At 65.0% G+C, this 20,939-nt stretch carries 18 protein-coding genes and 2 tRNA genes; 17 read left to right on the top strand and 3 right to left on the bottom strand.

Annotated elements, in window-relative coordinates; translation table 11 throughout:
* The first annotated feature begins 164 nt into the window (after positions 1–164).
* The 3 genes from BM252_RS03665 to BM252_RS03655 all read left to right on the top strand — a co-directional run bounded on the left by BM252_RS03665 (position 165) and on the right by BM252_RS03655 (position 3,738).
* Positions 165–1,046 (top strand): alpha/beta fold hydrolase, encoded by an 882-nt coding sequence (locus tag BM252_RS03665; RefSeq protein WP_093383789.1) that lies wholly within the window; start codon positions 165–167, stop codon positions 1,044–1,046.
* Positions 1,047–1,133: 87 nt separating this feature from the next.
* A complete protein-coding gene (locus tag BM252_RS03660; RefSeq protein ID WP_093383786.1) occupies positions 1,134–1,484 on the top strand; it encodes a RidA family protein in 351 nt (116 codons plus the stop codon).
* A gap of 7 nt (positions 1,485–1,491) precedes the next feature.
* Entirely contained in the window at positions 1,492–3,738 is a 2,247-nt protein-coding gene (locus BM252_RS03655) for a RelA/SpoT family protein (RefSeq protein ID WP_093383783.1), read from the top strand.
* 21 nt (positions 3,739–3,759) lie between these two features.
* Here BM252_RS03655 and BM252_RS03650 read toward each other — a convergent pair whose 3' ends face one another.
* A complete protein-coding gene (locus tag BM252_RS03650; protein ID WP_093383780.1) occupies positions 3,760–4,704 on the bottom strand; it encodes a cation diffusion facilitator family transporter in 945 nt (314 codons plus the stop codon).
* A gap of 278 nt (positions 4,705–4,982) precedes the next feature.
* Here BM252_RS03650 and BM252_RS03645 point away from each other — a divergent pair.
* The 12 genes from BM252_RS03645 (at position 4,983) to BM252_RS03590 (ending at position 15,757) form a co-directional block, all read left to right on the top strand.
* Positions 4,983–5,059, top strand: a tRNA-Val gene (locus tag BM252_RS03645).
* A 76-nt stretch (positions 5,060–5,135) separates the two neighbouring features.
* A tRNA-Val gene (locus tag BM252_RS03640) sits at positions 5,136–5,212 on the top strand.
* 206 nt (positions 5,213–5,418) lie between these two features.
* Positions 5,419–7,326 (top strand): threonine--tRNA ligase, encoded by a 1,908-nt coding sequence (gene thrS, locus BM252_RS03635; protein WP_093383777.1) that lies wholly within the window; start codon positions 5,419–5,421, stop codon positions 7,324–7,326.
* Positions 7,327–7,376: 50 nt separating this feature from the next.
* Entirely contained in the window at positions 7,377–7,898 is a 522-nt protein-coding gene (infC, locus tag BM252_RS03630; protein ID WP_093383774.1) for a translation initiation factor IF-3, read from the top strand.
* Between the two features lie 218 nt (positions 7,899–8,116).
* A complete protein-coding gene (gene rpmI / locus BM252_RS03625) occupies positions 8,117–8,314 on the top strand; it encodes a 50S ribosomal protein L35 (protein ID WP_093384226.1) in 198 nt (65 codons plus the stop codon).
* A 26-nt stretch (positions 8,315–8,340) separates the two neighbouring features.
* A complete protein-coding gene (gene rplT / locus BM252_RS03620; RefSeq protein ID WP_093383772.1) occupies positions 8,341–8,700 on the top strand; it encodes a 50S ribosomal protein L20 in 360 nt (119 codons plus the stop codon).
* Between the two features lie 98 nt (positions 8,701–8,798).
* Positions 8,799–9,818 carry a phenylalanine--tRNA ligase subunit alpha gene (gene pheS / locus BM252_RS03615; protein ID WP_093383770.1) on the top strand — a complete coding sequence of 340 codons (1,020 nt, stop codon included), beginning with the start codon at positions 8,799–8,801 and terminating at the stop codon, positions 9,816–9,818.
* Between the two features lie 78 nt (positions 9,819–9,896).
* Positions 9,897–12,323: a phenylalanine--tRNA ligase subunit beta gene (pheT, locus tag BM252_RS03610; protein ID WP_093383767.1), complete on the top strand. Its 2,427-nt coding sequence runs from the start codon at positions 9,897–9,899 to the stop codon at positions 12,321–12,323.
* A gap of 161 nt (positions 12,324–12,484) precedes the next feature.
* Positions 12,485–12,832 (top strand): integration host factor subunit alpha, encoded by a 348-nt coding sequence (locus BM252_RS03605; protein WP_017875098.1) that lies wholly within the window; start codon positions 12,485–12,487, stop codon positions 12,830–12,832.
* 23 nt (positions 12,833–12,855) lie between these two features.
* The gene (locus BM252_RS03600; RefSeq protein ID WP_093383765.1) at positions 12,856–13,272 is read left to right on the top strand and encodes a MerR family transcriptional regulator; all 417 of its coding nucleotides are present in this window, start codon (positions 12,856–12,858) and stop codon (positions 13,270–13,272) included.
* Positions 13,273–13,461: 189 nt separating this feature from the next.
* On the top strand, positions 13,462–14,094 hold the full coding sequence (locus BM252_RS03595) for a response regulator (protein WP_093383762.1): 633 nt from the start codon (positions 13,462–13,464) through the stop codon (positions 14,092–14,094).
* A 139-nt stretch (positions 14,095–14,233) separates the two neighbouring features.
* Complete coding sequence (locus tag BM252_RS03590) at positions 14,234–15,757, top strand: CHASE3 domain-containing protein (RefSeq protein WP_093383759.1); 1,524 nt, start codon at positions 14,234–14,236, stop codon at positions 15,755–15,757.
* On the opposite strand, the gene BM252_RS03585 is transcribed toward BM252_RS03590, so the two are convergent.
* On the bottom strand, positions 15,654–16,463 hold the full coding sequence (locus BM252_RS03585) for a Crp/Fnr family transcriptional regulator (RefSeq protein WP_093383756.1): 810 nt from the start codon (positions 16,461–16,463) through the stop codon (positions 15,654–15,656). The genes BM252_RS03590 and BM252_RS03585 overlap by 104 nt on opposite strands.
* A gap of 426 nt (positions 16,464–16,889) precedes the next feature.
* On the opposite strand from BM252_RS03585, the gene BM252_RS03580 reads away from it, so the two are divergent.
* Both BM252_RS03580 and BM252_RS03575 read left to right on the top strand, forming a co-directional pair.
* Positions 16,890–17,567, top strand: a complete 678-nt coding sequence (locus BM252_RS03580) for a response regulator transcription factor (protein ID WP_093383754.1) — start codon at positions 16,890–16,892, stop codon at positions 17,565–17,567.
* A complete protein-coding gene (locus BM252_RS03575; protein ID WP_093383751.1) occupies positions 17,560–19,038 on the top strand; it encodes a sensor histidine kinase in 1,479 nt (492 codons plus the stop codon). Before BM252_RS03580 ends, BM252_RS03575 begins: the two co-directional genes overlap by 8 nt.
* Positions 19,039–19,139: 101 nt before the next feature.
* On the opposite strand, the gene BM252_RS03570 is transcribed toward BM252_RS03575, so the two are convergent.
* Positions 19,140–20,840 carry a methyl-accepting chemotaxis protein gene (locus tag BM252_RS03570; protein WP_093383748.1) on the bottom strand — a complete coding sequence of 567 codons (1,701 nt, stop codon included), beginning with the start codon at positions 20,838–20,840 and terminating at the stop codon, positions 19,140–19,142.
* Positions 20,841–20,939: the final 99 nt, after the last annotated feature.

Below are 20,939 nucleotides of genomic sequence, written 5' to 3'. Positions count from 1 at the left end.
CCCCTGTGGTGAAAGATGTTGGGTTGGTGGTATGGGCGCCGCTGCGCTACACTGCGGTAAGATTTTAAGCGCAACGACCGGTAAAATGTCATCCCCGGCCAACATTACATAAAAATCCCCATGCGGTCATTTGGTGACGAATCCGCATCTGACAAGGAAGTGGCATGCTCGAAGCAAAAATTAAGTCGGTTCAGTGTCTGTCGATGGCCGGTCTGCACCAGATGGCGTACAAGGAATGGGGCGACGCCGACAATCCCAATGTGCTGGTCTGCGTGCACGGCGTGACCCGCGTCGCCGACGACTTCGACAGCATGGCGCGCGCCCTCGCCGCCGACTACCGCGTGGTCTGCCCCGACGTGGTCGGCCGTGGCCGTTCCGGTCGCTTGCGCAACCCGCAGCTCTACCGCATTCCGCAATACGTCGCCGACATGGTGACCCTGCTGGCGCGCGTGCTGGCCAACGGCGAGCGCCAGACGGTCGACTGGTTCGGCACCTCGATGGGCGGCCTGATCGGCCTGGGCATGGCGGCGCTGCCGGACAGCCCGGTCAGCAAGCTGATCCTCAACGACATCGGCCCGGTGCTCGACCCGACGGCGCTGCAGCGCATCGGCGACTACATCGGCCAGGACCTGCGCTTCCCCACCTTCGACGAGGCGGCCAAGTTCATCCGCGACGTGTCGCAACCGTTCGGCCCGCACAGCGAGGCCGAGTGGCACAAGCTGGCGGCCGACGTGCTGCGCCAGGACAAGGACGGCATGTGGGTGCGCCACTACGACATGGGCCTGGCCCAGCCGTTCCGCTCGGCCACGCCGGAGTCGGCCCAGGCCGACGAGGCGGCGCTGTGGAGCGCCTACGACGCCGTCACCTGCCCGACGCTGCTGGTGCGCGGCGCCGAGTCCGACCTGCTGTCGCGCGACACGGCGCTGGGCATGACCCGGCGCGGCCCGCGCGCCGAGCTGGTCGAGATCGCCGGCGTCGGCCACGCCCCCACCTTCATCCACGACGAGCAGATCGCCGTGGTGCGCAAGTTCCTGTTGAATAGATAGCCGCGCGAGCGCATCTGCCGGCATCCCCCGTTTTTCGCAGCACCGTATGCGCTTCACGTTTCAGAACCAAGATTGAGAGTAAAAAGTATGGAAATCAAACGACTGTATGTAGGCAAGCGCCTGTCCGAAGTGGCCATCCACAACAGCACGGTCTACCTGGCCGGCCAGATCGCCGAGGACACCACGCAGGACATCGCCGGCCAGACCCGCGAGGTGCTGGGCCACGTCGACCGCCTGCTGGCCGAATCGGGCAGCGACAAGACCTGCATCCTCAGCTGCCAGATCTACATCGCCGACATGGCCCACTTCGCCGGCATGAACGAGGAGTGGGACGTCTGGGTGCCGAGCGGCCACACGCCGCCGCGCGCCACCGTCGAGGCCAAGCTGGCCGATCCGGCCGTGTTGGTCGAGATCGTCGTCGTCGCCGCGCAGCGCTAGGGGCGATATGGTTTCCATCGCGGCGCTCAACAGTGCAACGTCGGACCAGCTGGTGCAGGGGCTCACGCCCGAGGACGGCGCGCGCGTGCTCGCCGCGCTCGACTACGCCAGCGAGGTCTACGGCACCACCCCCAGCAGCCACGGCCAGAGCGCCTTCGACTTTTCTGTCGGCGTGGCCAGCACGCTGGCCTTCCTGCGCTCCGACGCCGAAACCCGCATCGCCGGCCTGATGTTCGAGCTGACCCTGCTCGACCCGACCCAGGTGCCGACCATCGAGCCGCGCTTCGGCCAGGAGGTGTGCGACCTGGCCACCGGCGTGCGCCAGTTGATCCGCCTGCGCGAGCTGACCGTCGGCCAACAGGGCGGCGGCGGCCGTGGCCGCAACGCCGCCCAGCTGGCCGTGGCCCAGGTCGAAACGCTGCGCAAGATGCTGCTGGCGATGGCCTCGGACATGCGCGTGGTGCTGGTGCGCCTGGCCTCCTGCATCACCACCCTGCGCTACTTCGCCGACATCAAACGCTTCGACGACGTCACCCGCGCCTACGGCCGCGAGACGCTGGACCTGTACGCGCCGCTGGCCAACCGCCTGGGCATCTGGCAGCTCAAGTGGGAGCTGGAGGACTTGTCGTTCCGCTTCATCGAGCCGGACGCCTACAAGCGCATCGCCAAGATGTTGGAGGAGAAGCGCATGATGCGCGAGGGCTTCGTCACCTCGGCCATCCTGCGCCTGCAAACCGAGATGGCGGCGGCCGGCATCCAGGCCGAGGTGTTCGGCCGCCCCAAGCACATCTACAGTATCTGGAGCAAGATGCGCGGCAAGGAGCTCGACTTCACCGACCTGTACGACGTGCGCGCCTTCCGCGTCATCGTCGCCGACGTCAAGACCTGCTACACGGTGCTCGGCGTGGTGCACAACATCTGGACGCCGATCCCGAAAGAGTTCGACGACTACATCTCGCGGCCGAAGCCGAACGGCTACCAGTCGCTGCACACGGTGGTGACGGCGGAGGACGGCCGCCCGCTGGAGGTGCAGATCCGCACCCAGGAAATGCACAGCTTCGCCGAGTACGGCGTGGCGGCGCACTGGCGCTACAAGGAGGAGGGCGGCTCCAACTTCTCCGGCCAAAAGTATGACGAGAAGATCGCCTGGCTGCGCCAGCTGCTGGCCTGGAAGTCCGACGTCGCCGATGCCGTCGTCGGCCAGGAGGACATCCAGCGCGAGTGGGTCGAGAAGCTCAAGTCGGCCACGTTGGACGACCGCATCTTCGTGCTCACGCCGCAGGCCCGCGTGCTCGAACTGCCGGTCGGCGCCACGGCGGTCGACTTCGCCTACCATTTGCACAGCGACGTCGGCCACCGCTGCCGTGGCGCCCGCGTCGACGGCATCATGGTGCCGCTCAACACGCCGCTGAAGAACGGCCAGACCTGCGAGATCATCACCGCCAAGGGCGCGCCCGGCACCGCCGGCCCGTCGCGCGACTGGCTGGGCAACGACTACACGGTCAGCACCCGCACCCGCTCGAAGATCCGCGCCTGGTTCCACGCCATCGACATGCAGGAGACACTGTCGAACGGCCGCGCGCTGGTGGAGAAGTCGCTGCAGCGCGAGGGCAAGACCGCCGTCAACCTGGAGTCGCTGGCACACAAGCTGGGCTTCGCCAAGGTCGACGATTTGTTCCTCTCGGTCGGCAAGGACGAGTTCAGCCTGCGCCACGTCGAACAGGCGCTGCACGACACTGGCGAGGTGGCCGAGCCGGAGGACGCCGTCGTCCTCGGCAAGAGCCGCGCCTCCAGTGTCGAGCAGGGCGCCAAGTCCGGTGTGCTGGTGGTCGGCACCGACGGCCTGATGACGGCGCTGGCCAAGTGCTGCAAGCCGGCGCCGCCGGACGCCATCGTCGGCTTTGTCACGCGCGGCAAGGGCGTGTCGATCCACCGCACGACCTGCAAGAACTTCGCCGAGATGCGCAGCAAGGCGCCGGAGCGGGTCATCGTCACCGAGTGGGGCCGCGCGCAGACGGACACGGTCTACCCGGTCGACATCTTCATCCTGGCGGGCGACCGCCAGGGCCTGCTGCGCGACATTTCGGAGATTTTCTCGCGCGAGAAGATCAACGTCATCGGCGTCAACACGCAGAGCGCCAAGGGGCAGGCGCGCATGACCTTCACGGCGGAGATCGGCGCCACGGCGCAGCTGCAAAAAGCGCTGATGGCGATCACCGAGGTGAGCGGCGTGATGGAGGCGCGGCGCGCCTAGCGCCGCTGCGTGTGAAATATCTCAATGGTGGGCGTGCGGCCGATGCTGCATGCCCGCCACTTCCGCCTGCAGGGTCACATGGTCGATGCCGTGGTGCGCCAGCAGCATCGCCTTGACGGCGGCCAGCACCTGCGGCCATTGCTGCAACTCGGCGATCTCGATATGGCCGATCAAGGCCGGCTGGCCCGGCGACATATCCCACACGTGCAGATCGTGCACCGACAACACCCCGGCCACCTGTTCCAGGTCGGCGCCCACCTGCAAATAATCGATCTGCTGCGGCACGCCCTCCATCAGGAAGTGGTAGGACTCGCGCAGCACGCCGACCGTCGATTTCAAGATCAGCAGCGAGACGAACAGCGACAACAGCGGGTCGATCTGCATCCACCCCGTCATATAGATCACGCCGCCGGCCAGCAGCGCCGCCACGGAGCCGAGCAGGTCGCCCATCACGTGCACCAGCGCGGCGCGGGTGTTCATGCTGTCCTTGTCGTGCGACAGCACCCAGGCCACCGCCACATTGATCGCTAGGCCGATCGCCGCCACCACGAACACCGTGCCGCCTTGCACCGTGGGCGGATGGCTGAAGCGCTGCACCGCCTCGACCACGATCCAGGCCACCACCGCCAGCATCGCCATGCCGTTGACGAAGGCGGCCAGCGCCTCGGCGCGGCCGAAACCGAAGGAGTGGCGCGCCGACGGCGGCCGCTTGGCGATCAACTGCGCCAGCAGGGCCAGGCCGAGCGCGGCGGCGTCGGTCACCATGTGGCCGGCGTCGGAGATCAACGCCAGCGAGTTCGACAGGAAGCCGGCCGCCACCTCGACCACGGCGAAGCCGAGCGTCAGCAGCAGCGCCCAGCCCAGCACCTTCTGGCTGCGCCGCTCGACGTAGTGGGCGTGCTTGGCGTCGCCGTCCAGGTGGGCGTGCAGATGGGTGGAGGAGGGCGTGGTGGATTTGGCGGACATGGTGGCTGGCGTCGAGTGGCGTTGCGTCTAGTGTAAGGGATGGCGCCGCCCCGGGCGCGTCAATGCCGTTAAGTTGGGCAAAAACCAGCGGCGAAAATCTAGGGTCAGACCCTGAGGGTCTGACCCTGGCTTTGCGCATCTGGGTGGTCCTAGCGCTCCAGGCACCTCCCCCCGGCGCAGGGTTTGTTGCGGTGTTTTGCACGCGCAATGCTTTTCATCAATGTTTCCTATGAAAGCCCTTGTAATTGTCCGCTCGGCTCTCTATAATCTTGGGCTTCGGGCGGTTAGTTCAGCTGGTTAGAATACTTGGTCGACATCCAAGGGGTCGGGGATTCGAATTCCTCACCGCCCACCAGAACATGAAATACAGTAGTTGCAGCGCAGTAGAAAATTTGTAGAAACAAGGCAGGCGCGGTACATTTCGCCGCACGGGGCGGTTAGTTCAGCTGGTTAGAATACTTGGTCGACATCCAAGGGGTCGGGGATTCGAATTCCTCACCGCCCACCAGAATATATGTAAGAGCGAGAAAGGCAAAACCGGTTATGACACCGCGAACTACTACCAAGATTTGGGAGTGACGCTAGTCGATCGGATTTCCTTTGCTTGTCAAAAAGTGAGAAAACGCGGCTAGCCCGCGTTTTTTTTCGTCCGCATTTTCGTTGTAAATTTTTTTGTACCAATTACCCGGCGTCCGCGCCACTATGGAGATCACTATGCTTTCAGTCCGCCTTCCAGATGGTTCCGCCCGTGAATTCGACGGCCCCGTCACCGTTGCGCAAGTGGCGGCCAGCATCGGCACCGGCCTGGCCAAGGCCGCCTTGGCCGGCAAGGTCGACGGCAAGCTGGTGGATACCTCCTTCCTGATCGAAAAAGATTCCGATCTGGCCATCATCACCGACAAGGACGCCGACGGTCTGGAAGTGATCCGTCACTCGACCGCCCACTTGTTGGCCCACGCCGTCAAGGAATTGTTCCCCGAGGCGCAGGTGACCATCGGCCCGGTGATCGAAAACGGCTTCTACTACGACTTCTCGTACAAGCGCCCGTTCACGCCGGACGACCTGGTGCTGATCGAAAAGAAAATGACCGAGCTGGCCAAGAAGGACGAACAGGTCACCCGCAAGGTGCTGCCGCGCGACGAGGCCGTGGCCTACTTCAAATCGATCGGCGAAGCCTACAAGGCCGAGATCATCGAATCGATCCCGGCCGACCAGGACGTCTCGCTGTACAGCGAGGGCAACTTCACCGACCTGTGCCGTGGCCCCCACGTGCCCTCGACCGGTAAATTGAAAGTGTTCAAGCTGATGAAGCTGGCCGGCGCCTACTGGCGCGGCGACAACAAGAACGAGATGCTGCAACGCGTCTACGGCACCGCCTGGGCCAAGAAGGAAGACCAGGAGCAATACCTGCACGTGCTGGAAGAGGCGGAAAAGCGCGACCACCGCAAGCTGGGCAAGCAACTCGACTTCTTCCACTTCCAGGACGAGGCGCCGGGCCTGGTGTTCTGGCATCCGAAGGGCTGGGCCATCTGGCAAGCCGTCGAGCAATACATGCGCAATAAATACCAGGTCAACGGCTACCAGGAGGTGAAGGCGCCGCAGATCCTCGACCGCACGCTGTGGGAGAAGACCGGCCACTGGGAGAACTACCGCGAGAACATGTTCTCCACCGAGTCGGAGAACCGCTCCTACGCGCTGAAGCCGATGAACTGTCCGGGCCACGTGCAGATCTACAACTCCGGCATGAAGAGCTACCGCGACCTGCCGCTGCGCTTCGGCGAATTCGGCCAGTGCCACCGCAACGAGCCGTCCGGCGCGCTGCACGGCATCATGCGCGTGCGCGGCTTCACCCAGGACGACGGCCACATCTTCTGCACCGAAGAGCAGGTCGAGTCCGAGGTGACCGCCTTCCACGCCCAGGCGATGGAGGTGTACGACGATTTCGGCTTCGAGAACATCGACGTCAAGCTGGCGCTGCGCCCGGACAACCGCATCGGCTCCGACGAGGTGTGGGACATGGCCGAGGAATCGCTGCGCTCGGCGCTGCGCGCCTGCGGCGTCAGCTGGACCGAGCTGCCGGGCGAGGGCGCCTTCTACGGCCCCAAGATCGAGTACCACCTGAAGGATTCGCTGGGCCGCCCATGGCAGGTCGGCACGATGCAGGTCGACTTCTCGATGCCGGGCCGGCTGGGCGCCGAGTATGTGGCGATCGACAACAGCCGCAAGGTGCCGGTCATGCTGCACCGCGCCATCGTCGGCTCGCTCGAGCGCTTCATCGGCATCCTGATCGAGAACCACGCCGGCGCCTTGCCGATGTGGTTGGCGCCGATCCAGATCTCGGTGTTGAACATCTCCGACGCGCAGGCGGAATATGTGCAGAAAGTGGCGCAAAAGCTGCGCCAATGCGGGTTCCGCGTGCAGACCGATTTGCGCAACGAGAAGATAACGTATAAAATACGCGAACATTCCGTACAAAAACTGCCCTACATTTTGGTGGTGGGCGACAAAGAACGGGATGCCAACACCGTGGCCGTGCGGGCACGGGGCAATGTCGATCTGGGCGTAATGTCCATCGAGGCCCTGGTGGAACGACTCCAACAAGACGTCGCAAACAAAGCCTGACGAGGTGACTCGCAGCATGGCCGATCAATCAGATTTTTAAAGGAAACACCATAGCTACTGACAAGTCGCATCGCATCAATGGCGAAATCACTGCCCCTGAAATGCGTTTAAGTGGGGTCGATAACGAGGCTCTCGGTATCGTGACTTTGGCCGAAGCCTTCCGCCTGGCGGAAGAGGCAAACGTCGACCTGGTGGAAATCGCGCCTACCGCGCAACCACCGGTCTGCCGTTTGATGGACTACGGCAAATTCAAGTATTCGGAGCAGAAGAAGGCTCACGAAGCGAAATTGAAGCAGAAGATCATCGCCGTGAAGGAAGTCAAATTCCGTCCGGGCACCGATGACGGCGACTACAATATCAAGCTGCGTAACCTCATCAAGTTCCTCGATGAAGGCGACAAAACCAAAATCACGCTGCGTTTCCGCGGCCGTGAGATGGCGCACCAGGATATTGGTTTCCGCATGCTGGAACGTCTGAAGGCCGACCTGGAGCCGTACGGCCAGGTCGAGCAGTTCCCGAAGATGGAAGGCCGTCAGATGATCATGGTCCTGTCGCCCAAGAAGAAAAAGTAAGCCGTACCAGCTGTGAACTGTCGGGCTGGGCGCCGATCTTGGCGCCCGCCGCTTTTCCAGTGCAGAATTGCGGCAGTTGGTCTATAATGGCCGGCTGTTGCACTGTAGCGGACTCGCATCCGCTGCAAAACATGTGAAAGCAGGCATCTAAGCGCGACGTCGTGTTGCCACCTGCAATCCTGTTATAAATGGAGCTGTCCGTAAAAGGACAGATTGCTATGCCTAAAATGAAAACCAAAAGCTCCGCGAAAAAACGTTTTCGCGTGCGTCCGGGTGGTACTGTTAAGAGTGGTCACGCTTTCAAGCGCCACATTCTGACCAAGAAGACCACCAAGTCGAAGCGCCACCTGCGCGGTATCACGAACGTTGATGCGGCTGACGTGAAATCCGTCATGCGCATGATGCCAACCGCTTAATCTCACACTCAATTTAAGGAGTTACTATGCCTAGAGTAAAACGTGGGGTTACAGCTCGTGCCCGTCATAAAAAAATCTTAAACATGGCCAAGGGTTACCGCGGTCGTCGCAGCAAGGTATACCGTGTTGCCAAGCAAGCAGTCATGCGTGCTGGCCAATACGCTTACCGCGACCGTCGTAACAAGAAGCGCGTCTTCCGCCGCCTGTGGATCGCTCGTATCAACGCCGCTTCCCGTGAGCATGGCGTGACGTACAGCGTGTTCATGAACGGTCTGAAAAAAGCTTCGATCGAACTGGACCGTAAAGTCCTGGCCGATATGGCAGTGATGGACAAGCCAGCGTTCGCTGCGATTGTCAACGCTGTGAAAGCAAAAATCGCTGCGTAAGCATTGATTTTGTCAGCGCCGCCTTCGGGTGGTGACTAAAAGAACGGGGCAGAGGTGTATACCTGTGCCCCGTTTTTGATTGAGGAAAACAAAAACGCATGGACTCCCTGGAACAACTCGTCGCCTCCGCAGTGCAGGACTTCATGGCCGCGCAAGATGACGCCGCCGCACTGGAAAACGCCAAAGCCAAATACCTGGGCAAGACCGGCCAGATCACCGAATTGATGAAGGGTCTGGGCAAGCTCGACCCGGAACAGCGCAAGGCGCAGGGCGCCCTGATCAATGCCGCCAAAGGGCAGATCGAAGCGGCGTTGACGGCCCGGCGCGACGCGCTGGCCGACGCCCAGATGCAAACCCGTTTGAACGCCGAGGCGATCGACGTCTCGCTGCCAGGCCGCGGCCGCGCCGGCGGCGGGCTGCACCCGGTGATGCGCACCTGGGAGCGGGTCGAGGAGATCTTCCGCTCGATCGGTTTCGACGTGGCCGACGGCCCCGAAATCGAGAACGACTGGACCAATTTCACGGCGCTCAACAGCCCGGAAAACCATCCGGCCCGTTCGATGCAGGACACCTTCTACATCGAGGGCAACGACAGCGAAGGCAAGCCGCTGCTGCTGCGCACCCACACCAGTCCGATGCAGGTGCGCTACGCGCGCAGCCACACGCCGCCGATCAAGGTGATCGCGCCCGGCCGCACCTACCGCGTCGACAGCGACGCCACCCACTCGCCGATGTTCCACCAGGTCGAGGGCCTGTGGATCGCCGAGGACATCAGCTTCGCCGACCTGAAGGGCGTCTACCTGAACTTCGTCAAGGCCTTCTTCGAGACCGACGACCTGCAGGTGCGCTTCCGCCCGTCCTACTTCCCGTTCACCGAACCGTCGGCCGAGATCGACATCGCCTTCGGCTCCGGTCCGCTCAAGGGCCGCTGGCTGGAAGTGTCCGGCTCCGGCCAGGTGCACCCTAACGTGGTGCGCAACTTCGGCCTCGACCCCGAGCGCTTCATCGGTTTCGCCTTCGGCTCCGGCCTCGAGCGGCTGACCATGCTGCGCTACGGCATCAGCGACCTGCGCCTGTTCTACGAGGGCGACCTGCGCTTCCTGAAGCAGTTCAACTAAAAAACGGTTTACCCCGTTTCTACAATCGCGGTCGAGCGCCACGCGCTCCCGCCTTGGACAATCTTTGAAGGCTTGATTATGCAATTTTCCGAAAACTGGCTCCGTACCATGGTCGATCCGAAGATGACTTCGGACGAGCTGGCCCACCTGCTGACGATGTCCGGCCTCGAGGTCGAAGAGGTCGAAGCGGTCGCGCCGCCATTTTCCAACGTCGTCGTCGGCCTGGTGCGCGAGATGAACAAGCATCCCAACGCCGACCGCCTGAACGTCTGCCAGGTCGACGTCGGCACCGGCACCCTGCTCAACATCGTCTGCGGCGCGCCCAACGTGCGCCCGGGCCTGAAGGTGGTCTGCGCCATGGCCGGCGCCATCCTGCCGCCCGGCGCCGACGGCAAGCCGTTCGAGATCAAGGTCGGCCAGCTGCGCGGCGTCGAGTCGCAGGGCATGTTGTGCTCGGCGCGCGAGCTCAAGCTGTCGGAAGAGAACGCCGGCCTGCTGGAACTGCCGGACGACGCCCCCGTCGGCCAGAACTTCCGCGACTACTACGCCCTCAACGACCTTAAATTCACCATCAAGCTGACGCCCAACAAGGCCGACTGCCTGTCCGTGCTGGGCGTGGCGCGCGAAGTGTCGGCATTGACCGGCACCCCGCTGCAGCAGCCGCAGTACCGCAGCGTGGCCGTCAACAGCGCCGAGGTGCTGCCGGTCAAGGTGTCGGCGCCCGACCTGTGCGGCCGCTTCTCCGGCCGCGTCATCCGCAACCTGAACGCCCGCGCGGCCACGCCGGACTGGATGAAGCAGCGCCTCGAGCGCAGCGGCCAGCGTCCGCTGTCGGCCCTGGTCGACATCTCCAACTACGTCATGCTCGAGCTGGGCCGTCCCAGCCACGTGTTCGACCTGGCGAAGATCCACGGCGGCCTGAACGTGCGCTGGGGCAAGGCCGGCGAATCGCTGAAGCTGCTCAACGGCAACACCGTCGCCGTCGACGACTGGGTCGGCGTGATCTCCGACGACAAGGAAATCGAGTCGCTGGCCGGCATCATGGGTGGCGACGCCACCGCCGTCTCGCTCGATACCGACAGTATCTACCTGGAAGCGGCGTTCTGGTGGCCCAGCGCCATCCAGGGCCGCGCTCGCCGCTTCAACTTCTCGACCGACGCGGCGCACCGCTTCGAGCGCGGCGTCGACTACGCCACCACGGTCGAGCACATCGAGCGCATCACCGCGCTGATCATCGAGATCTGCGGCACGCCGCAGACCCAGGTCGGCCCGGTCGACGACCACGTCGTCAACCTGCCGCAGCGCACGCCGGTCAAGCTGCGCACCGCGCGCGCCCAAAAGGTCATCGGCGTGGTGCTGAGCGACGCCGTCATCGCCGACATCTTCACCCGCCTGGCGCTGCCGTTCACGCTGGAGGACGGCGTGTTCTCGGTGACCGCGCCGAGCTACCGCTTCGACATCGAGATCGAGGAAGACCTGATCGAGGAAGTGGCCCGCGTCTACGGTTTCGAGAACATCCCGACGGTGGCCCCGGTGGCCGCCAACAGCATGATCATCGCGCCGGAAGACACCCGTTCGCTGTTCGCCGTGCGCCACCAGCTGGCCGACCTGGGCTTCCAGGAAGTGGTCAACATGAGCTTCGTCGAGGCGGCCTGGGAACAGGACTTCGCCGACAACGCCAGCCCGATCAAGCTGCAGAACCCGATCGCCAGCCAGATGGGCGTGATGCGCTCGAGCCTGGTCGGCAGCCTGCTGGCCAATGTGCGCTACAACCTGAACCGCAAGACCAACCGCGTCCGCGTGTTCGAGATCGGCGCCATCTACCAGCGCGACGCCGGCGTGCCGGACGGCCCGCTGAGCGTGGCCGGCTACCACCAGCCCAAGCGCGTCGCCGCGATGGCCTACGGCGGCGTGGCCGACGAGCAATGGGGCCAGGCCGCGCGCAACGTCGACTTCTTCGACCTGAAGGCCGACCTGGAGGCGCTGTTCGCGCCGCGCCAGCTGCGCTTCGTCAAGACCGCGCACCCGGCGCTGCACCCGGGCCGCTCGGCCAGTGTCGAGCTCGACGGCAAGGCCATCGGCTTCATCGGCGAGCTGCACCCGCGCTGGCAGCAGAAATACGACCTGCCGCTGGCGCCGGTCGTGTTCGAGGTCGATGCCATTGCCACGCAGCAACGAATCGTGCCAAAATACGAGGAGATCTCCAAGTTCCCCGGCGCCACCCGCGACATGGCGGTGGTGCTCAAGCAGAGCGTGCCGGCGCAGGTCTTGCTGGACGCGTTCCATGCCGCAGTGCAATCGATTCCCCAAGGTAAGATTGTGCAAGCCATTGTTTTGTTTGATGAATATCGGGGCAAAGGCTTGGAGGCGGACGAGAAATCACTTGCTTTCCGCTTTAGCTTACAAGATACTCAAAACACCTTGCAGGACGATGTCGTCGACCTCGTGATGGCCGCTTTGGCCGACGCGACCAAGCAGATCGACGGCGCCAAACTGCGCTCCTGAGCACCGCCCCGGCGTTTGCAGGGGGCAACTTAGGCAACACACGGGAGTCCGGCGCGGCCGGACTCGCTCGTTCTTAGAGAAGGCAGGGCAGGAAAATTAATAACAACGACGTTGATTCCGCCGTACTCCAATCCGCCCTGGCCGCCGATTTGCATCGCGCCATGTTGGTGGCCAAGGTACGCCAGGAAGCGGAAAAAGATTTGCCGACGCTCACCAAGGCCGAGCTGGCCGAGCTGTTGTTCGAACAGGTCGGCTTGAACAAGCGCGAGGCGAAGGACATGGTCGAGACCTTCTTCGACGAGATCCGCAACGCGCTCGAGCGCGGCGAGGCGGTCAAGCTGTCCGGCTTCGGCAACTTCCAGCTGCGCGACAAGCCGCAGCGGCCCGGCCGCAACCCCAAAACCGGCGAGGAGATCCCCATCACGGCGCGCCGCGTGGTGACCTTCCACGCCAGCCAGAAGTTGAAGGGCATGGTCGAAGAGACCAATCCGCTGGCGCGCGCAGCCTGAGCCTGACTGGGACATGAGCCGTGATGAATGATCGCATCGGTAAAACCGAACTCGTCGTACTGCCGCCGATACCGGCCAAGCGCTATTTCACGATCGGCGAGGTGAGCGAGCTGTGCGGCGTGAAGCCGCATGTGCTGCGTTACTGGGAGCAGGAGTTCACCCAGCTCAAGCCGGTCAAGCGGCGCGGCAACCGGCGCTACTACCAGCACCACGAGGTGCTGCTGATCCGCCGCATCCGCGAGCTGCTGTACGAGCAGGGTTTCACCATCAGCGGGGCGCGGAATAAACTCGACAGTCGTGCGTACGATCCGGCGCAAGCGGAGTATGATGGTGCGGCTGGCGCGGACGGCGCAGCGCGGCCGGCCGAGCCGGCCTTGCCGCCGCTCGACCGCGACCTGATCCGCAGCGAACTGCTGGCGATACTCAGCCTGCTCAAGTAGCGGCGGCGGGGCCCCATGGAAGGCGCGCTGGGCGCCTTTTTTTTCGTCCGTCGGGGCGGGTGGATTGTGAAATATCCGCTGTTATAATACGAATGTTGATAATTTGTTATTCAAGAATGCATACGCTGATGCAGGACGGCGTGAAGTCCCGGTCTGCTTTCCCATGCCAGGAAAATACGAGGGAAAACGATGATACGCGTTGCAATATGTGACGACCACCAGATAGTCCGAGCCGGATTCAAACAGATCTTCTCCGCCGAGGGCGACTTCGACGTGGTGGCCGAGGCCGGCACGGGGCGGGAGGCGCTCGACATCGCCCGTCGCGAGATCTGCGACGTGTTGCTGCTCGACATCGCCATGCCCGACCAGAGCGGCATCGACACCTTGCGCACCATCCGCCAGGGCCAGCCGGACCTGCCGGTGCTGATCCTGTCCGGCTATCCGGCCCAGCAGTACGCCTTGAACCTATTCAAGATGGGCGCCAACGGCTACCTGAACAAGGAGTGCGAGGCCGACGAGTTGATCACCGCCGTGCGCACCATCTACCAGGGCCGCCGCTACGTCAGCTCGACGGTGGGCGAGTTGCTGGCGCAAAGCTTCGACCGCGACCCCAACACGGCGCTGCACACCGAGCTGTCGGACCGCGAGTTCCAGGTCTTCCTGCGCCTGGCGCGCGGCGCCACCGTGTCCGACATCGGCGTGGCCCTGTCGCTGAGCATCAAGACGGTCAGCACCTACCGCACCCGCGTGATGGAGAAGATGGGCCTGCAATCGAACAGCGACCTGACCTATTACGCCATGAAGAACAACCTGCTCGACTGACGCCAAACCGTGCAACAAAGCGCCCGCGAGGGCGCGCACGGTAGCGCTGCTGCGGCGCAGCAGTTTGTCTTACGGTCTATAATTGGCCGGCGCGGCCTCTCTCAGCGGGCCGCCCAATCTAGCCAAGGATGTATTCCGGATGTATTTCACCGTCGAACAGGCGCCCCAACACCGTCTCCCCCTGTACAAGACCGTCTTGTGCATCACCTGCGCCTTGATCTTGATCGTCAACGGCTTCAGTTTGTTTCACAATCTGAAATCCTTGAAGGGCGCCAACTTCCTGCTGAGCCAGAGCTCGCGCGTGGCCGACCGCCTGCAATACTTGAACGTGCTGGTGCTGGACGCCGAAAGCAGCATGCGCGGCTACTTCATCTCCGGCAAGGATTCCTATCTGGGGCCGACCAAGACGGCCGTCGCCGCTACCGAGGCCGAGTTCAAGGAACTCGAACGCCTGTTGGCCGACAGCCCGTCGCAACTGAAGAACCTGGCCCAGCTGCACAGCCTGGTGCGGCGCAAGCTGTCGATCATGGGACAGGCGCTGGACGTCTACCGCGAGGGCGGCCTGAGCGAGATCGTCAAGATCGCCACGCTCAGCGACGGCCGCTCCAGCATGGACGAGATCCGCCTGCTGGTGGTCATCATGGTGCAGGAGCAGAACGAGACGCTGGCCGCGCGCAGCGCCGCCTTCTATTACGAGTATCAAAAAGCCGTGATGTTGGGCATGGGCATCAACGCCATCGCCATCATGGTGTTGATCATGTTCTACCAGTTGGTGCGGCGCAGTTTCCAGAACCGCGCGGCGGTCGAGCACGCGCTGCAAAGCGCCAACGAGAACCTGGAGTCGACGGTGGCGCAGCGCACCGAGCAGTTATCCGTGCTGTCGCGCCATTTGATCAGCATCAGCGAGGAGGAGAAGGTGCGCCTGTCGCGCGAACTGCACGACGAGATGGGTGCCAATTTGACCTCGATCAGCATGGACATCGCCGCCGTCACCCAGCGCCTGCAAAAGATCGAGCCCGAGCTGGCGGTGCAACTCAAGCGCGCCCGCGCCACCCTGGTCGAAACGGTGGAGATGAAGCGGCGCATCGTCGAGAACCTACGCCCCAGCCTGCTCGACAACCTGGGCCTGTGCGCCGCCATCGAAAGCTATTGCGACGAATTCAGCCGGCTGGCCGAGGTGCGCTGCGATACCGACATCGCCGCCGACGTCGAGAACGAGGCTGGCCGCTCGGGCGACCTGTCGATCGCGCTGTTCCGCATCGTCCAGGAATCGCTGACCAACATCCGCAAATATGCCAAGGCCAGCAAGGTTACCGTCAGCCTGAGCCGCAGCGCCGAGGGGCTGGTGCTGCGGGTGATCGACGACGGCGTCGGCATCGCCTCCAACACCATCGTCAAGCCGATGTCGCACGGCCTGCTGGGCATGCGCGAGCGCGCCTTGCTGCTGGGCGGCACCATGACGATACGCCGTGGCCGCAATGAAACCGGCACCTGCATCGAGGTGCATATTCCCTTGCGCGGCCCGCTGGTCACCGTGGTGGACGGACCGCGCCGAGACCTTAGCAGCGTGCCACATCCACTAACAGACGGTCATATTCCGTCTTCGCCACTTTGTAGCACTCTCCCGCAGACAGCTCCAGACCTTGGCGGTCCAACACCGTGATGTTGCCGCGACGGTAGGTGATCAGGCCGTCGTCCTGCAGCTTGCCGGCGGCGGCGGTGATGCTTTCGCGGCGCACGCCGAGCATGATGGAGATCATCTCCTGCGTCACCTTCAGTTCGTTCGACGGCGAGCGGTCGAGGCGGTCGAGCAGCCAGCGGCACAGTTTTTGTTCGATCGAGCTGTGGCGGCCGCCGACGGCGTTCTGCGCCATCTGGGCGAACAGCGCCGTGTTGTAGCGCATCAGCAGCTGGGGCAGGGCGCCGCCCTGGTTGAAGGCGTCGCGCAGGTGCTGGGCCTTCAGGCGGTAGCCGTAGCCGGCGCTCTGCACCACGGCGCTGCACATGGCGCGCTCGCCGGCGAACAGCGACACGCCGACCACACCCTCGTGGCCGACCACGGCGATTTCGGTGGTGGCGCCGTCCTCCATCACGTACAGCAGCGAGACGATGGCGGTGGTCGGGAAGTAGACGTTTTCCAGCTTGTCGCCGAACTCGAACAGCTCCTTGCCGAAGGGCAGGGCGACCAGTTCCAGGTGTTCGAACAAGGACTCCAGCGCTTCGCGCGGCAGGGCCGCCAGCAGTTCGTTCTGCTGGGCGCCGCTGTAGCTGACAATCGGCCGGGACGCAACTTTGTATTCGCGGGAACCAACAGGCATGGTCTTCGACAGCGACTGCTTGGTTTTGGCGCTCAGTTGAGTATTGTTCATTTTATTCCTCACAGACTTTAAATACGGGGTGACGACGCGGACCGGACGCTGGGTTCGGGTGGGCTTCTGTTCTCGCCTCACTTAGCGTGTCGTGTTGTTGTCACTTTAACGATCTATGTCGCTGGCGAACATAAGACGAGTAGTCGCACTCATGTAGGCTCTCAACAGGGTGTTTTGTAAGCCTAGTCCTACTTGCATGATGATCGCCACTCCGCACCGCCCGTTTTCGCTTGCCTTGGATTTTCTACGGTGCAATACTTGACCCGGGCGCGCGGCTGGTGGACGCGGCGCGATCTGCCGCATAATGGAGCGTTGCGGGGCCGCCGTGGCCTTACGCGGCCCGGGCTGACGCGGCCCGGCCTGTCGCGGCCCGGCCTGACGTGGCCCGGCCTGACGTGGCCCGGCCTGTTAGCAATGGAGGCGAGCATGCACGTACTGGTGGTGGAGGACGACGCCGTGCTGGCCGACGGCCTGGCCCGCGTGCTGGGCGGCCACGGCATGCTGGTCGAGGTGGTCGGCAACGGCAGCCAGGCCGACGCCCTGTTGCAGCGCGGCGCCGCCGCCGAGGTGCTGGTGCTCGACATCGGCCTGCCCGGCATCGACGGCTTCGAAGTGGTGCGTCGCCTGCGCGCGCGCGCCAGCGCCATCCCGATCCTGCTGCTGACGGCGCGCGACGCCATCGAGGACCGCGTGCGCGGCCTCGAGCTGGGCGCCGACGACTACCTGGTCAAACCCTTCGCCACGGCCGAGCTGGTGGCACGGATACGCGCGCTGGCACGCCGCCACGGCCCCAAGCCGAGCGTGCTGGCGCTGGGCGCCTTGACGCTGGACACCTCGGCCAAACGGGCCAGGGTAGGCGAGCGCGTCATCGAGCTGTCGGCGCGCGAGTGGGCGGTGCTGGAGTACCTGCTGCAACACGCCGCGCGGGTGGTCTCCAAGCAGCAGATCATCGACGCCATCCTGCCCTGGGGCGACGACCTGACGCTCAACGCCGTCGAAGTCTACATCTCGCGGGTGCGCCTGAAGATCGCCGACGCCGGCGTCAGCATCCGCACCATACGCGGCTTCGGCTACATGCTCGAACAAAACGCCGACCATGCCTAGCATCCGGCTGCGCCTGCTCAAACGCCTGATCGGCCCCATCCTGCTGATCAACCTGGCCGGCGGCGCGCTGACCTATCTGTTGGCCTGGATGCCGGCCCAGCTGGCCTTCGACGAAAGCCTGGCCGACGCCGCCGGCGCGTTGGCGGCGCGGCTGGGCCGGCAGGGCGCCGGTTGGCAGATCGACTTGCCGCGCCAGGCCGAGCAGGTGCTGCGCAACGACGCCGCCGACGCCGTCTACTTCGTCGTGCGCGACGGCAACGGCGGCGTGATCGCCGGCGACGCCGACTTCCCGCCATTCGCCGCCAGCGCACCAGCCAGCGCACCAGCCAGCGCCACGCCCGCCGCCGTCACTACCACCACAGCACCAGCCGCCGCACCTGCCAGCGCGCCGGCCGGCGCCACGTCCGGTGCCAGCGCCGGCAGCACCCGCGCCGGCGCGCCGGCGCGCGCCGCGCTGGCCTACGACGGCATGATGCGCGGCGAGCCGGTGCGCCTGCTGGTGCTGCGCGTGGAGCGCGACGGCGCCGGCGCCGGCATCGGCGTGGCCAAGACGCTGCGCAAGCGGCTGCAGGTGCGCCAGGCCATCGTGCGCGCGCTGGTGTTGTTGGAGGCCTTGCTGACGCTGTCCTCGGTCGGCCTGGTTTGGTTCTCCGTCACCAACGGCCTGCTGCCGCTGAAACGCATGGGCGCCGACTTGAACGCGCGCGGCGGCGACGACCTGGCGCCGATAACCCAGGCCGCAGTGCCGCACGAGTTGGAACCGGTGGTGGCCGCCCTCAACGGCCTGCTCGACAAGGTCGGCGCCGGCGCCCAGGCGCAGCACGACTTCCTGGCCAACGTGGCGCACCAGCTGCGCACGCCGCTGGCCGGTTTGCGCACCCAGTTGGAGTGGCTGGCGCAGCGCCACGACGAGCCGGACACGGCCCAGTCGATCCGCCTGATGCTGTCGTCGACCGAGCGCATGATACGCCAGACCAACCAGCTGCTGGCGCTGGCGCGCGCCGAGCCGAGCCGCTTCGCCAAGACGCGGCTCGAGCCGCTGGCGTTGGAGTCTCTGGTGGAGGAGGCGATCCAGCATTTCGTCGACCAGGCCGCGTTGAAACACATCGACCTGGGCTTCGAACTGCTGCCGACGCAGGTGCGCGGCGACCGGTTTTTGTTGCGCGACCTGGTCGACAACCTGATCGACAACGCCATCCGCTACACGCCGCCGCACGGCACGGTGACGGTGGGCTGCCGCCCGGACGGCGCCGGCGGCGTGCTGTTGGTGGAGGATTCCGGCCCCGGCATCGCGCCCGACCAGCGCGAGCTGGTGTTCAGCCGCTTCCTGCGGCTAGACGGGAAGAGCAGCGGCAGCGGCCTGGGCTTGGCCATCGTGCGCGACATCGCGCAGGCGCACGGCGCCAGCATCGCCATCGACAGCGGCCACGGCGGCCGGGGCGCCTTGTTCTCGGTGCGCTTCCCGGCCTGAGCCGCCGACGCGGCGGCGCAGGCTCGGCATGGCCCAGCGAGGTTCGGCGAGGTTCGGCGAGGTTCAGCGTGGCCGAGTGTGGCCAAACCAGGCGAAACGATTTAGAAGGTTTCCCAATCGTCGCCGGCGCTGCTCGCCGGCGCGCGGCGTGGCGCCGCCAGCCGGCTTGCCGGGCGCGTTGCGGCGGCTTGCGTGTGGCCACGCGGCGCGGCCACGGCCGGCGCGGCGTGGTTGGCGTCGATCTTGAACACGCTGACCGCATCGTGCAGCACGGCGGCCTGTTGCTGCATCGAGGCGGCGGCGGCCGCCGCCTGTTCGACCAGGGCGGCGTTCTGCTGGGTGGCGTTGTCCATCTCGGCGATGGCCTGGTTGACCTGGGAGATGCCGGCGTTCTGCTCGCCGCTGGCGACGGCGATCTCGCCGATGATGCCGGTGACCCGCTGCACGCTGCTGACCACCTCGTCCATCGTCGCGCCGGCGCGCGCCACCAGTTTGCCGCCGGCCTCGACCCGCTCGACCGAATGCGAGATCAGCTCCTTGATCTCCTTGGCCGCCGCCGCCGAGCGCTGCGCCAGGTTGCGCACCTCGCTGGCGACGACGGCGAAGCCGCGTCCCTGTTCGCCGGCGCGGGCCGCCTCGACGGCGGCGTTCAGCGCCAGGATGTTGGTTTGGAAGGCGATGCCGTCGATCACGGCGATGATGTCGACGATCTTCTTCGACGCCTCGTTGATCGAGTCCATCGTGGCGATCACCTCGGCCACGTCGGCGCCGCCGCGCAGCGCCACGGCCGAGGCGCCGCCGGCCAGCACGCTGGCCTGGCTGGCGTTCTCGCTGGTCTGGCGCACGGCGGCGGTGAGCTGCTCCATCGACGAGGCGGTCTCCTCGAGCGCGCTGGCCTGGGCCTCGGTGCGGGCCGACAGGTCCTGGTTGCCCTGGGCGATCTCGGCCGAGGCCAGGGCGATCGCGTCGGTGCCGCCGCGCACCTGGCCGACGATGCCGGCCAAACTGTCGTGCATATGCTTGAGGGCGGCCAGCAGGGTGCCGATCTCGTCCTTGCGATTGACCGCGATGTCCTTGCTCAGGTCGCCGTCGGCGACCACCTGGGCGATCGCCACCGCCTCGTTGAGCGGGCCGATGATGCCGCGCGCCAGCCACAGCACGATGGCGCCGCCCAGCAGCACGGTCAACAGCAGCTCGACCAGCAGCTGCAGCGTGGCCGAGGTGTGCGCCGCCCGGTTCTGCGCCGACAGCGCGGCCATCAACAGCCGGGTCTGCTCTTCCATATACAGCACCGTCTCGTCGATCTTGGCGGCGGTGGGGCGGTCCTTGCCGCGCACCTCGGCGTCGACCAGTTGCACGCTGGCCGGATCGGCGGCGTCGTACAGCCGCAGCGCGGGCAGGAACACGCCGGCCAGCTGCTCGTGCATCTTGATGGCGTCGTCGACCAGCGGCGTGGCCAGGCTCAGCTTGGCCAGCAGCGCGTTGACGCGCAGCAGCTCGGCGTGGGTCTTGTCGGCCGCCCGCTTGAACTCCTTCAGATACTTCTCGTACTCGTCGGCCTTGCCGCCGCGCACCAGGATGTTCTTCCACGCCTGGATCTGGTCCTTGAACTCGACCTGGGCGCTGCGCGCCGTGTCGATGGCGTCGGTCAGCGTGGCGGCCTGTTGCATGCCCGTCTCGCTGCGGCCGTTGGCCTGGCTCAGCGCGTGCCAGCCGTTGAGGCCGACCAGCAGCAGGGCGAGGCAGAAGAAGCCTCCCAGCAGACCGAGCCGCATGGTGATTTTCAGGTTGGCCAAATTCATGTGTTGTTCTCCGGTGAAGTCATGTCGCGAAGACGCCGGGCGCGCGCGGGCACCGCCCCGATCTTGTGGATCGTTGCGTCTGGGGCAAGCAGTATCGCG

It is taken from the genome of Rugamonas rubra (assembly GCF_900114705.1).
Taxonomy (GTDB): Bacteria; Pseudomonadota; Gammaproteobacteria; order Burkholderiales; family Burkholderiaceae_D; genus Rugamonas; species Rugamonas rubra.
Note: the sequence above shows the minus strand (reverse complement) of the source record. Positions and strands in the feature narration are given on the sequence as shown.